The sequence below is a fragment of the Ruegeria sp. CL3 genome (assembly GCF_056536505.1).
Genome location: NZ_JBQFPT010000004.1, coordinates 161,904 through 175,369, shown reverse-complemented (window position 1 = coordinate 175,369; position 13,466 = coordinate 161,904). Strand labels below are relative to the sequence as shown.

Sequence of the window (13,466 nt, the reverse complement as noted above, 5' to 3'; positions counted from 1 at the left end):
TCCTTCGGTGAGAGCATTGTTAAAATGATGAAAGGCTGGGCGTGACACCGGAAGAGATCGAGGCGCTGTTTACGCGCGAAAGCGGAGAGTTCCTTTTTGCGCGTTGGGGTCGCCCTATCGTACCGATCGTTTTCGGTGTCGAGGATGAGACGCTGGCAACCGTCAAAGGCGCGTTCGAGGCCGTGGTGACGCTGGCCGGTCATAAGATGGCCGAGACGGACCCAGAGCTGGGCGCCAATTGCATGGTCTTTTTCTTCCGCGACTGGCAGGAACTGCTGGAGGTTCCGGATCTGGATCGTCTTATCCCCGATCTGGCACCTTTGGTTGAGCGTCTGGTTGCGTCGGACGCCAATCAGTACCGCATCTTCAGGTTCGAAGAAGACGGCGCGATCCGCGCGGCCTTCGTATTCCTGCGTATGGACAAGGAACTGTCCAAAGTCCCGGCCAAGACTCTGGCGCTCAGTCAGGTGGTGCAGACCATTCTGCTCTGGTCGGATACGGCGTTTCGACAGCAATCGCCTCTGGCTGTGGCAGGTGAGGCGACGATCCTGCGCCCGGATATCGCGGGCCTGATCCGAGCCGCTTACGATCCGATTTTGCCTGGGTCTGCGCAGGATGCCTCGTACGCGCTTCGCCTGTTTGCCCGGTTGGAGCCTCCGCAATGAAGCACATCTTTCCGGTTCGCGTTTACTATGAGGATACCGACATGGGCGGTGTCGTCTATCACGCGAACTACCTGCGTTACATCGAACGTGCGCGCTCGGACTGGGTGCGCCGTTTGGGCAATGACCAGAACGCCATGCGGGATGAGGGGATCGTCTGGGTCGTACGACGGGTCGAGGCGGACTACCTGTCGCCCGCCAAGTTTGATGACGAACTGATCGTCGAAACAGAAGTGACCGAGATTTCCGGCGTGCGCCTGACCATGGCGCAGCTTGTGAAACGGGGTGAGACTGATATTTTCCGCGCTTCGGTCACGGCGGTTTGCATCAATAAAGACGGCAAACCGATCCGCCTCCCGGCAGAGATTCGCGCATTGATGTAACATTTTCGCAGCCCGGGGTGGTTCTGTTGGCTTTTCAACCCCAACTGCGTTAGCGTTTGGCAAAACAAGGCCAAACAAACGGCCATCAGGCAAAAAAGAGCAGGTTCATGGAAGCTGAAACGCTGGCGCTGGCGCAGGAGATCGATTTCTCCATGTGGGGGCTGTATGCCCGCGCGACCTTTATCGTAAAACTCGTGATGCTGATGCTGATAGCGGCGTCGATCTGGTCTTGGGGCATCATCATTCAGAAACTCATCAACTACCGCGCGGCCCGACGTGAAGCGCAGAAGTTTGATGAGAGCTTTTGGTCTGGGAACCCGCTGGATGAGCTGTTTGAGCAGATCGGCTCGCAGCCCGATGGCAGTTCCGAGAAGATTTTTGCGGCCGGCATGATCGAATGGCGCAGGTCGCACCGCACAGATGGCGGTTTGATCGCCGGGGCGACGGCTCGGATCGACCGGTCCATGGATGTGGCAATCGCGAAAGAGGCGGAGACACTGCAGAAAGGTCTGCCGATCCTGGCGACCGTCGGCTCAACCGCTCCGTTCATTGGCCTGTTCGGCACAGTCTGGGGCATCATGAACGCCTTTATCGAGATCGCCGAGCAGCAGAATACGAACCTCGCCGTTGTGGCCCCCGGCATTGCCGAGGCGCTGTTGGCCACTGGTTTGGGGCTGCTGGCCGCGATCCCGGCAGTGATTTTCTACAACAAGCTTAGCGCGGATAGTGACCGGATTGTCGGAGGGTATGAGGCCTTTGCCGATGAATTCGCCACCATCCTATCGCGCCAGTTGGACAGCTAACCATGGGGGCAGCGGTTCAGCAAAGCTCGGGCGGGAACGGACGCAGGCGCGGACGGCGGCGCGGTCGCGCTCAGCCTATGGCTGAAATCAACGTCACGCCTTTTGTCGACGTCATGCTGGTGCTGTTGATCATCTTCATGGTCGCAGCACCTCTGCTGACCGTTGGTGTGCCGGTTGATCTGCCGAAGACTGCCGCAAGCGCCTTGCCTGGTGACAGTGAGGAACCACTTAGCGTCACGCTGACCGCTGATGGCCGTATTCAGATCCAGACTACGGATATCGCGCGCGACGAACTGATTGGGCGGCTGCGCGCCATCGCGGCAGAACGCAGTAGTGACCGTGTCTTCTTGCGGGCCGATGGCACCATCCCCTACGCGCAAGTGATGCAGGTGATGGGTGCGTTGAATGCGGGCGGGTTTTCGAATGTGGGTCTGGTGACGGATACCGGCGGGCCGACGCTGGACGATGGGTAAAGGTGGGGTCGCGCGGTGGATACCGGCACCAAGATTTCAGCGATTGCGCATGTCAGCCTGATCGGTTGGGCGTTGTTCGGCGGCACCTTCCGGTCCGAGCCGCTGCCGACACAAGTGCAGGATGTTTCCGTGATTTCGGCTGAGCAATTCGCAGCGCTCACGGCGCAACGCGACGCGCCTGAGCTGCCGGAGTCTCCGGGTACTCTGGAACAACCCGACGCGCCGGAACCTGAGGTCAGCACCCCCGAGGTGACACCGGAAGAACAACCACGTCCTGAACCGGTGACGCCCGCAGAGCCGGAGCCCGAGACTGTCCCCGAAACGGTCGAGGTTCCGCCCGAGCCTGAGCTACCCGAAGAACCTCCGACATTGACGGAACCGGAAACGGCCGCCTTGCCGGTGCCGCCGGGACCTGAAGCGCAACCCAGCCCAGCCGAGCGTGTTGCCCCCGAGGCTATCGCGCCGCCTCCGCCCGAGGCAGAGCCGGATGAGGTGCAAACGCCCCCGGTTTCCTTGGACGAAGGCGCTGAGACGCAGCAAGAACAACAAGATCAGACGGCCCCGGAAGAAGCCGCACCTGAGATCGTGACTGAGGCCGAAGAGACCAACGAGCCAGCGCCTCTGACCTCTCCGCGTCCGCGTGTGCGGCCCAACCGTCCTGAACCCACGCCTGAGGTTGCGGAAACCCCCGAACCGGCCCCGGAAACCCCCACGCCCACGCCCGCACCGGACAATAGCGACGCCATCAATGATGCTTTGTCCGAAGCCTTGGCGGGCGGAACGGAACCCTCCGGCCCACCGCTCACCAGCGGTGAAAAGGACGCGATGCGCGTTGCGGTCTCGCGGTGCTGGAATGTCGGATCGCTGTCGACCGATGCGCTGAACGTAGTGGTGACGGTTGCGTTCTCGCTCAATCGTGATGGCACGATTATCAGCGAGAGCATTCGTTTGCTGAATAGCTCTGGCGGTGCTTCGGGTGCCGAAAATCAAGCTTATCAGGCGGCCCGACGCGCAATTTTGCGCTGTGGCGCGCGTGGATATGATCTGCCTGCTGACAAATACGATCACTGGCAGGATATTGAGATTACATTCAATCCCGAGAGGATGCGGATCAAATGATGAAACTTCTGACCAGCCTCTTTCTTGGGCTGACCCTCGTGTCGGCTCCGGTTTACGCTCAGAACAGCCCCCTGCGGTTGGAAATCGACGAAGGCATCATCGAGCCGATGCCCTTTGCGGTTCCCAACTTCGTGCCCGATGGCCCGGCAGCGACGCAGTTCGCCAACGATATCTCGCGTGTTGTTGCGGCGGATTTGACCGGAACGGGGTTGTTCCGCGAAATCTCATCAGATGCGTTCATCAGCCGGGTCAGCAGTTTCGACGCCCCGGTCCAGTTTGCAGATTGGAAAGCGATCAACGCACAGGCATTGGTGACAGGTGCGGTGAATGTCTCGGGCAAGCGGCTGACGGTTCGGTTCCGGGTCTGGGATGTGTTCTCGGGGCAGGAGCTTGGAAACGGTCTGCAGCTGGCGGGCACCACGGATGGTTGGCGGCGCATGGCGCATAAGGTTGCAGATCAAGTTTACAGCCGTATCACCGGTGAAGGTGCCTATTTCGATAGTCGCGTTGCTTTCGTTTCAGAAAGCGGTCCGAAGAACCAGCGCCTCAAACGGTTGGCGATCATGGATTATGATGGGGCCAATGTTCAGTACATGACGGATAGTGCGGCCATCGTTCTGGCCCCTCGCTTTTCGCCGACTGGCGAGCAACTGCTCTATACCAGCTACGAAAGTGGCAGCCCGCGGATCTACATTCTGGATGTCGGTCGTGTGCAGCGGCGCGAGCTGCGGACGCAGGACGGTACTATGAGCTTTTCACCGCGTTTTTCGCCGGATGGGCGGTCGATTGTGTATTCGCTAATTCAGGGCGGCAATACCGATCTGTGGCGGATGGATCTGGCCTCGGGTCAGAGTACGCGCCTGACCAACACGCCTGCGATCGAAACCGCGCCCAGCTATTCGCCGGACGGCAGCCAGATTGTGTTTGAAAGCGACCGTTCAGGCACGCCGCAGCTTTATGTGATGGCGGCAAACGGAGGCGAAGCGACGCGGATCAGCTTCGGTCAGGGACGGTATGGTACGCCGGTCTGGTCGCCGCGTGGTGATCTGATTGCGTTTACCAAGCAGAACAAAGGTCGGTTCCATATCGGAGTGATGCGCACCGATGGCAGCGAGGAACGCCTGCTGACATCGTCCTTCCTGGACGAAGGCCCGACCTGGTCGCCAAACGGCCGCGTCATCATGTTCACCCGCGAGACGCAGGGCGCAAGTGGACGGGCGACGCTCTATTCCGTAGATATCTCGGGTCGGAACCTGCGCCCCGTGCGGACGCCGGATGGCGGCAGCGATCCGTCCTGGGGGCCATTGCAGAATTGATCGCCGCCACTGCGCGGCAAAGTTCACAAGAAACCGTCGCTGTGATAGACAGGCGGCAACAAACAAAAGAACGAGGCACTTGAGATGAACGTATTGGGCAAAATCCTGGCCTTGGGCGCGCTGAGCGTGGTCGCGGCCTGTACCAACAATGATCCTTCGGCTTTGGGTGGCAGCGGCGCTGGTGGTAGCGGCTCGATTGTCGCGGGCTCTCCTAGCGATCCGCGCTCGCCCGCTTATTTCCAGCAGACGGTCGGGGATCGTGTTCTGTTCGCGGTTGATCAGTCCACCCTGTCGCCGCAGGCGCAGACCGTTTTGCAAGGGCAGGCGGAATGGCTGCTGGCCAACCCGGATTACGTGGCAACGATCGAAGGTCACGCGGATGAGCAGGGCACGCGGGAGTACAACCTTGCGCTGGGCGCACGCCGGGCCAATGCGGCGCGCGAGTACCTGATTTCGCGTGGCGTGGCGGGCAACCGTCTGACGACTGTCAGCTTCGGCAAAGAACGCCCGATCGAGATTTGCAGCACCGAAGATTGCTATTCCCAAAACCGCCGCGCGGTGACAGTGCTGACTGGTTCAACCTTGGGGTAAGACGATGAGAGTTGCAGGATGGGTTCTGGCCGCAGTTGTGGCAACAGCGGGCGTGGCGCAAGCGCAGGATCAGCAGACCCTGGCGGATATCCGGCAGGAGCTGACCGTGCTTCATGTCGAGATACAGCGCCTTAAGCGTGAGTTTTCGACCACCGGCTCTCCCGCGCCGAACCTGTCTGGTAGCTCGATCCTTGAACGTGTGGATGCGATTGAGGCCGAACTGCAGCGCCTGACCCGTCAGACCGAGCAGTTGAACCAGCGCGTTCAGAACATCGTGACCGACGGCACCAACCGGATAGGAGATCTTGAGTTCCGACTGGTAGAGCTGGAAGGCGGCGATTTGTCAAAACTGGGTGAGACCTCCACCTTAGGTGGCGAAGGGGAATCCACCGCTGCGGTAACACCCGCGCCGACGGAGCCGAACACGTCGGACCAGGGCGAGCTGGCCGTTGGCGAGCGAGCGGATTTCGACGATGCGTCGCAGGCGCTGGCCGATGGTGACTTCCAGACAGCTGCCACGATGTTCGCGCAATTTGACACCTCTTATCCCGGTAGCCCGCTTGCGCCCGAGGCGCATTTGAACCGTGGCAAAGCGCTCGAAGGGCTCGGGGATACGCGCGAGGCCGCACGTGCATTCCTCGCCAGCTTCACCGGAGATTCCGAAGGAGCTGTGGCGCCCGAAGCTCTGTTCGAACTTGGCGCTGCTTTGGGTCGCTTGGGCCAGACCGATCAAGCCTGTATCACCTTGTCCGAGGTTGGCGTGCGTTTCCCGGCCTCGGGGCAAGCCACTAGTGCGGTGCAGGAAATGGCCTCTTTGGGGTGTTCTTGACGCCGCCAGTCGACACACTGACAACAGACCTGCGCGCCCGGTTGCCTGAACGGTTGCCGGAGCGTCTGGGCATTGCGGTCTCGGGCGGAGGGGACTCTGTCGCACTTATGCACCTTTTGCACCGCATTGCGTCGGATGAGGGGGTGGAGCTATTCGCCGCCACGGTCGACCACGGTTTGCGCGCCGAGTCGGCGGATGAGGCCCGAACGGTTGCAAAACAGGCTGCCACGTTGGGTATTCCCCACGATACTTTGCGGTGGCAGGGGTGGGACGGCGCAGGCAATTTGCAGGATCACGCCCGGCAGGCGCGGTATGCCTTGCTGACCGAATGGGCGAAGAGCAACGACATCAAAGCGATTGCTCTGGGCCATACGGCAGATGATCAGGCCGAAACGATTCTGATGCGACTGGCCCGTTCAGCCGGCGTCACGGGATTGTCGGGAATGCCAAGCAGTCGAACCCACGATGGGATCGACCTGTTGCGCCCTATGCTAGGGATCACTCGAGACAGGCTGCGGGCCTATTTGACTGAGATCGGCGCGCAGTGGGTTGAGGACCCCTCGAATCAGGACACCCGCTTCGATCGGATCAAGGCGCGGCGAGCCGTGTCTGATTTAAGGCCGCTTGGTATTTCCGCCGAAACCCTGACGCGCGTCGCCGACAACCTCACACAAGCGCGTGAGGCGCTGGAACGCTATGCGCAGGACTCCGCCCAACGGGTTGCTACGGTCGATGCCGGGTCCGTTGTGCTGGATCGCGAGGGCTTCGCCGCGCTGCCTGAAGAAATCCGGCGTAGGGTTCTGGTTGGCGCTATTTCATGGATCGCGGGGCCCGGCTATCCGCCGCGCCAATCAACCGTGGATCAGGCGTTGCAGGCCATCCTGAACGGAAGTTCTGGCGCAATTGGGGGCTGTTTGCTGTTTTCTCAGGCAGAAAAACAGTGGATATGCAGGGAATTCAACGCGGTTGACGGCCTGACCGCGAAAATCACGGGTACATGGGACGCGCGCTGGGCGCTGTCCGGCCCCGATATTCCGGGGGCTGAGATTCGGGCTTTGGGTGAAAACGGCCTGCAGATGCTGCCCGACTGGCGTGCCGCGGGGCGTCCACGGCTTGCTTTGCAAGCGTCTCCGGCGGTTTGGAGGGGCGACACTCTTGAGGCCGCACCCCTAGCCGGATTCGTCAATGGGTGGCGCGCTGATCTGGCCCCTGATTGGCCCGAGTTTCACGCATCTTTTTTATCGCATTGAACCTCAGCCAATCCTCTCTATTTTAAGAAGCAACCCGGCAGGTCCTTGTCTGCCGAAATCTTTTAGGAGAATTTCCTTGGGCAACGCTCGTAATATCGCCTTCTGGGTCGTTCTGTTCCTGCTGATCCTTGCACTGTTCAACCTGTTCAGCGGACCGGGCGGGACACTTCAGGGCAATGAACGCACCTATTCCGACTTTGTCAGCGCCGTTCAAAGCGGTGAGGTCAAGAACGTCACCCTGGATGGTGAGCAAATTCGCTACACCACACAAAGCGGCGCGAATTACACCACGATCAAACCCGGCGACGCCGAGGTCACGAAGCTGCTGATCGACGAACAGATTCCGGTCGAAGCGGTCAAGCAGCAGCAATCAGGCTTCCAATCGTTCCTGATCACTCTGCTGCCCTTCCTGTTGCTGATCGGCGTTTGGGTCTATTTCATGAACCGGATGCAGGGTGGCGGCAAAGGTGGTGCGATGGGCTTTGGCAAGTCCAAGGCCAAGATGCTGACCGAAAAGCACGGCCGCGTGACCTTTGATGACGTTGCTGGCATCGACGAGGCCAAGGAAGAGCTGGAAGAGATCGTTGAATTCCTGCGCAACCCGCAGAAGTTCAGCCGTCTTGGTGGCAAGATCCCGAAAGGTGCGTTGCTGGTTGGCCCTCCGGGTACCGGTAAAACGCTGCTGGCCCGTGCGATTGCGGGTGAGGCGGGTGTGCCGTTCTTCACCATCTCGGGTTCTGACTTCGTTGAGATGTTCGTGGGTGTCGGTGCGAGCCGTGTCCGTGACATGTTCGAACAGGCCAAGAAGAACGCGCCTTGTATCGTGTTTATCGACGAAATCGACGCCGTGGGTCGCCATCGTGGTGCCGGCTATGGCGGTGGTAACGATGAGCGCGAACAGACGCTCAACCAATTGCTGGTCGAGATGGACGGCTTTGAGGCCAACGAAGGTGTGATCATTCTGGCCGCGACCAACCGTAAAGACGTTCTGGACCCGGCTCTGCTGCGTCCCGGCCGTTTCGACCGGAACGTGACTGTTGGGAACCCCGACATCAAAGGCCGCGAGAAGATCTTGGGCGTGCATGCGCGCAAGACGCCTCTGGGCCCTGATGTTGACCTGCGTATCATCGCGCGCGGTACTCCGGGCTTCTCGGGTGCGGATCTGGCGAACCTCGTGAACGAAGCCGCGCTGATGGCTGCGCGTGTAGGCCGTCGCTTTGTCACCATGGAGGACTTTGAGAACGCCAAGGACAAAGTGATGATGGGGGCTGAGCGCCGCTCGATGGTGCTGACCCAGGATCAAAAAGAAAAGACCGCGTATCATGAGGCTGGTCACGCTGTTGTAGGTCTGGAGCTGCCGATGTGCGACCCGGTTTACAAGGCAACGATCATTCCGCGCGGTGGCGCGCTGGGTATGGTTGTCTCTCTACCAGAGATGGATCGCCTGAACTATCACCGTGATGAGTGTGAGCAAAAGCTGGCCATGACCATGGCGGGCAAAGCGGCCGAAGTCATCAAATATGGCGAAGACCATGTCTCGAACGGTCCGGCGGGTGACATCATGCAGGCCAGCCAATTGGCGCGCGCCATGGTGATGCGCTGGGGTATGTCGGACAAGGTCGGCAATATCGACTACGCCGAAGCCCATGAAGGCTACTCGGGCAACACCGCTGGTTTCTCGGTCTCTGCCCATACCAAAGAGCTGATCGAGGAAGAGGTGAAGCGCCTGATCCAACAGGGCTATGAGCGCGCCCACCAGATCCTGACCGACAAGAGTGAGGAATGGGAGCGTCTGGCGCAGGGCCTGTTGGAATACGAAACCCTGACCGGCGACGAGATCAAGCGGGTCATGAATGGCGATGCGCCGACCGAAGGCGATGACGAGGGCGACAGCCCGGATCAGGGCAGCGCGCCCAGCGTGACGGCTATTCCCAAGACCAAACCCAAGAAATCTCCGCCCGAAGGTGGGATGGAGCCGGAGCCAACCGCATAAACAAGAGAAACCCGAGGTCCAGACCTCGGGTTTTTCTTTTCATCCGCCAACTGCTCGTCATTATGCGGGCAAATGGATGAAGAAGGAAAAACCCATGCCGTTCCTGCGTGAAACCGAATACTCTGCCGAGGTCGTCTGGTTGGGGCGCGTCCCGGCCGGTCAGTCGCTGCGCGCTCAGCCCGTTGAGACGTTGGAGTTTGGCTTTGACGGGGTGCAGGGCGAACGGCACGAGGGGCTCAACCGTGCTTCATGCGTGCGTGTCAGCAATGTCTACCCGAAAGGCACCGAGATTCGGAATGTCCGTCAGGTGTCGATTCTGTCAGCCGAGGAGCTGTCCGAGATTGCCGCCGCGATGGAGCTGGACCATCTTGATCCGTCTTACTTGGGAGCTTCGATCGTGTTGAAGGGCATCCCTGATTTTTCCCATATCCCGCCGTCTTCGCGCCTTCGGTCCGAGGCGGATTTGACGATCACGGTCGATATGGAAAACGCACCTTGTGTCCTACCCGGACGTGAGATCGAGGCGGATCACAGCGGCTACGGTGCCGCCTTCAAACCGGCCGCGCAGGGGCGGCGGGGGATCACGGGATGGGTCGAACGGCCCGGAGCTCTGCATATCGGCGATCGTTTGAAGCTGTTTGTTCCCGATCAGCCGCTCTGGCAGCCATAGCATTCATTCGTTTCCGATTGGAAACACTTGAAATCGGGCGACGCCGTTTCGCGGCACGAATATGTCGGAATCCTTAGCCACTGCTTGGGTATGCAACTGTATGGGTTTGTCAGCACCGACGCGCCGCGTCGGTTTTGTACGGCATTCAATCAGGGACCCTGCCCAATGAGCTACAAATCTGACATCGAAATCGCGCGCGAAGCGAACAAGAAGCCGATTCAGGAAATCGGCGCAAAGATCGGTATCGAATCTGCCGATCTGCTGCCTTACGGCCACGACAAAGCGAAGGTCAGCCAGGACTTCATCAACTCGGTCCAGGACCGCGAAGATGGCAAGCTGATCCTGGTCACCGCGATCAACCCGACCCCTGCGGGTGAAGGCAAGACCACCACCACCGTGGGTCTGGGCGATGGCCTGAACCGCATCGGCAAAAACGCGATGATCTGTATCCGTGAAGCTTCGCTTGGCCCGAACTTCGGCATGAAGGGCGGCGCTGCAGGTGGCGGTTACGCTCAGGTTGTTCCGATGGAAGAAATGAACCTGCACTTCACAGGTGACTTCCACGCGATCACTTCGGCGCACTCGCTGCTATCGGCGATGATCGACAACCACATCTACTGGGGCAATGAAGCTGAGATCGACGTCCGCCGCGTTGCATGGCGTCGTGTGGTCGATATGAACGACCGTGCTCTGCGTCAGATCACGGCGTCGTTGGGTGGCGTGTCGAACGGCTTCCCGCGTGAAGCAGGCTTTGACATCACCGTTGCGTCCGAGGTTATGGCGATCCTGTGCCTTGCAAACGACCTGAAAGACCTGGAAAAGCGTCTGGGCGACATCATCGTTGCTTACCGCCGTGACAAGACCCCGGTTTACTGCCGCGACATCAAGGCAGAAGGCGCAATGACCGTTCTGCTGAAGGACGCAATGCAGCCGAACCTGGTGCAGACGCTGGAAAACAACCCGGCCTTCGTCCATGGCGGCCCGTTTGCGAATATCGCGCACGGCTGTAACTCGGTCATCGCGACCAAAACCGCTCTGAAGGTTGCTGACTATGTCGTGACCGAAGCCGGTTTCGGTGCTGACCTGGGTGCCGAGAAGTTCATGAACATCAAGTGCCGCAAAGCCGGTATCGCACCGTCGGCCGTTGTTTTGGTTGCCACCGTGCGCGCGATGAAGATGAACGGCGGCGTTGCAAAAGCCGATCTGGGTGCCGAAAACGTCGACGCGGTTCAGTCTGGCTGTGCCAACCTCGGCCGTCACATCGAGAACGTGAAGTCCTTCGGTGTGCCGGTTGTTGTCGCTATCAACCACTTCGTCACCGACACAGATGCTGAAGTTGAAGCGGTCAAGAGCTACTGCGCCGAGCACGGTGTTGAAGCGGTACTGTCGCGTCACTGGGAGCTGGGCTCCGAAGGCTCGGCGCCTCTGGCTGAGAAAGTTGTTGAAATCGTTGAAGGTGGCACCGCGAACTTCGCGCCGATCTACCCCGACGACATGCCTCTGTTCGAGAAAGTCGAAACCATCGCCAAGCGCATCTACCGCGCGGACGAGGTTCTGGCAGACAACAAGATCCGCAACCAGCTGAAGGAATGGGAAGCAGCCGGATATGGCAACCTGCCGGTCTGCATGGCGAAAACCCAATACTCGTTCTCGACCGACCCGACCCTGCGCGGCGCACCTTCTGGCCACTCGGTTCCGGTACGTGAAGTTCGCCTGTCCGCTGGTGCTGGCTTCATCGTGGTTGTCTGCGGCGAGATCATGACCATGCCGGGTCTGCCGCGCAAACCTGCCGCTGAGACAATCCGTCTCAACGAAGAAGGTCAGATTGAGGGCTTGTTCTAAGCCGATTTTTGAACCATCTCGTGGTCCGGGGATTACACCCCGGGCCATGAGGAGATCACGATGCCCACTCTGACACCGCCGCAAGACTGTGAGACGATGCAGGACTTGCGCGTTCAGATCGACAAGCTGGACCGCCAACTTATCGCGATGTTGGTGACGCGCGCGGGATATATTGATCGCGCCTCGCAGTTGAAGCCAGGCGAAGGCCTTCCGGCCCGCATCCCGGACCGTGTCGAAGAGGTGGTGCAACGTGTGCGCGCAAGCTCGGATCAGTTGGGGATGGACCCGGATCTGGCCGAAAAGCTCTGGCGCATTTTGATTGACTGGTCGATTGCCCGCGAAGAGCGCGTGATTGGCCCTGACTGAACACCCGGGCGCTAGGCGCCCGATCCGTTTTTGGAAAGAAGGGATCACAGGATGGTAGCCCAGGTTATCGACGGCAAAGCCTTTGCGGCCAAAGTGCGCGCGCAAGTGGCCGATCAGGTTGCAAAGCTGAAAGAAGAAAACGGCATCACGCCCGGTCTGGCAGTGGTTCTTGTGGGCGAAGACCCTGCAAGCCAGGTCTATGTGCGCTCAAAGGGCAAGCAGACCGTTGAGGTCGGCATGAACTCGTACGAGCACAAGCTGGACGCCGAGACCTCGGAAGAGGACCTGTTGGCGCTGATCGACAAGCTGAATAACGATCCTGCGGTTCACGGTATTCTGGTGCAACTGCCTCTGCCCAAGCACCTGAATGAAGACCTGGTGATCAACTCGATCGATCCGGCTAAGGACGTTGATGGCTTCCACATCTCGAATGTGGGCCTGCTGGGTACCGGTCAGAAGTCGATGGTTCCCTGCACCCCCCTAGGCTGCCTGATGATGCTGCGCGACTATCACGGCTCGCTGTCGGGTATGGATGCGGTTGTAATTGGCCGCTCGAACATCGTGGGCAAGCCGATGGCGCAACTGCTTCTGGGTGACAGCTGCACCGTAACCATCGCGCATTCTCGCACCAAGGACCTGCCGGACGTCGTGCGCCGCGCCGACATCGTTGTCGCCGCCGTAGGCCGCCCCGAGATGGTTCCGGGCGATTGGATCAAAGAAGGCGCGACCGTGATCGACGTGGGCATCAACCGCATTGAGCGCGACGGCAAAAACAAGCTGGTCGGTGACGTCGACTACGCCAGCGCGGCGGAGCGCGCGGGCGCGATCACTCCGGTTCCGGGTGGCGTGGGTCCGATGACCATCGCCTGCCTGCTGGCCAACACTCTGACCGCGTGCTGCCGCGCCAACGGCCTGCCAGAGCCCGAGGGCCTCACAGCCTGATCCACGACTTCGTCGGACCGCGCTGTGCAGTCCGACCCTGACGAGACGCGGGCCGTATCAGCGGCCTGCGCCTTAACCTATGCATGAATTGTGTTTTACAGGACCTCAATTCATGATATTCGTTATTTCCCAGTCAGTTGCCGAGTAAACATCGTGACCGTCCAAGATGTCCTGACTGGGTCTTGGGCCGTTGTTCTGTAAGTATGACGTTAAACATCGGGCTATTG

At 59.9% G+C, this 13,466-nt stretch carries 14 protein-coding genes; all 14 read left to right on the top strand.

Annotation, left to right across the window (positions count from 1 at the left end; genetic code table 11):
* Positions 1 to 41 precede the first annotated feature (41 nt).
* Positions 42 to 665, top strand: a complete 624-nt coding sequence (locus ACR0NO_RS07330) for a hypothetical protein (protein WP_480723479.1) — start codon at positions 42 to 44, stop codon at positions 663 to 665.
* Positions 662 to 1,045 (top strand): tol-pal system-associated acyl-CoA thioesterase, encoded by a 384-nt coding sequence (gene ybgC / locus ACR0NO_RS07325; RefSeq protein WP_170472006.1) that lies wholly within the window; start codon positions 662 to 664, stop codon positions 1,043 to 1,045. The genes ACR0NO_RS07330 and ybgC overlap by 4 nt, the downstream gene beginning before the upstream one ends.
* Positions 1,046 to 1,152: 107 nt before the next feature.
* Positions 1,153 to 1,848, top strand: coding sequence for a protein TolQ (gene tolQ, locus ACR0NO_RS07320; protein WP_170377803.1), 696 nt, complete (start codon positions 1,153 to 1,155; stop codon positions 1,846 to 1,848).
* Positions 1,849 to 1,850: 2 nt separating this feature from the next.
* A complete protein-coding gene (gene tolR / locus ACR0NO_RS07315; RefSeq protein ID WP_480723478.1) occupies positions 1,851 to 2,321 on the top strand; it encodes a protein TolR in 471 nt (156 codons plus the stop codon).
* 15 nt (positions 2,322 to 2,336) lie between these two features.
* The gene (locus ACR0NO_RS07310) at positions 2,337 to 3,440 is read left to right on the top strand and encodes an energy transducer TonB (RefSeq protein ID WP_480723477.1); all 1,104 of its coding nucleotides are present in this window, start codon (positions 2,337 to 2,339) and stop codon (positions 3,438 to 3,440) included.
* A complete protein-coding gene (gene tolB, locus ACR0NO_RS07305; protein ID WP_170489481.1) occupies positions 3,437 to 4,756 on the top strand; it encodes a Tol-Pal system beta propeller repeat protein TolB in 1,320 nt (439 codons plus the stop codon). Before ACR0NO_RS07310 ends, tolB begins: the two co-directional genes overlap by 4 nt.
* A gap of 84 nt (positions 4,757 to 4,840) precedes the next feature.
* On the top strand, positions 4,841 to 5,347 hold the full coding sequence (gene pal, locus ACR0NO_RS07300; protein WP_480723476.1) for a peptidoglycan-associated lipoprotein Pal: 507 nt from the start codon (positions 4,841 to 4,843) through the stop codon (positions 5,345 to 5,347).
* A gap of 4 nt (positions 5,348 to 5,351) precedes the next feature.
* On the top strand, positions 5,352 to 6,176 hold the full coding sequence (gene ybgF / locus ACR0NO_RS07295) for a tol-pal system protein YbgF (protein ID WP_480723475.1): 825 nt from the start codon (positions 5,352 to 5,354) through the stop codon (positions 6,174 to 6,176).
* Positions 6,167 to 7,426: a tRNA lysidine(34) synthetase TilS gene (gene tilS, locus ACR0NO_RS07290; protein ID WP_480723474.1), complete on the top strand. Its 1,260-nt coding sequence runs from the start codon at positions 6,167 to 6,169 to the stop codon at positions 7,424 to 7,426. Before ybgF ends, tilS begins: the two co-directional genes overlap by 10 nt.
* A gap of 76 nt (positions 7,427 to 7,502) precedes the next feature.
* Positions 7,503 to 9,419 (top strand): ATP-dependent zinc metalloprotease FtsH, encoded by a 1,917-nt coding sequence (gene ftsH / locus ACR0NO_RS07285; RefSeq protein WP_170639309.1) that lies wholly within the window; start codon positions 7,503 to 7,505, stop codon positions 9,417 to 9,419.
* A 94-nt stretch (positions 9,420 to 9,513) separates the two neighbouring features.
* Positions 9,514 to 10,089, top strand: a complete 576-nt coding sequence (locus ACR0NO_RS07280) for an MOSC domain-containing protein (protein WP_480723614.1) — start codon at positions 9,514 to 9,516, stop codon at positions 10,087 to 10,089.
* 165 nt (positions 10,090 to 10,254) lie between these two features.
* On the top strand, positions 10,255 to 11,931 hold the full coding sequence (locus ACR0NO_RS07275) for a formate--tetrahydrofolate ligase (protein ID WP_480723473.1): 1,677 nt from the start codon (positions 10,255 to 10,257) through the stop codon (positions 11,929 to 11,931).
* A 60-nt stretch (positions 11,932 to 11,991) separates the two neighbouring features.
* A complete protein-coding gene (locus tag ACR0NO_RS07270; RefSeq protein WP_425083877.1) occupies positions 11,992 to 12,297 on the top strand; it encodes a chorismate mutase in 306 nt (101 codons plus the stop codon).
* Between the two features lie 51 nt (positions 12,298 to 12,348).
* Positions 12,349 to 13,239 carry a bifunctional methylenetetrahydrofolate dehydrogenase/methenyltetrahydrofolate cyclohydrolase FolD gene (gene folD, locus ACR0NO_RS07265; protein ID WP_170477523.1) on the top strand — a complete coding sequence of 297 codons (891 nt, stop codon included), beginning with the start codon at positions 12,349 to 12,351 and terminating at the stop codon, positions 13,237 to 13,239.
* Positions 13,240 to 13,466 lie beyond the last annotated feature (227 nt).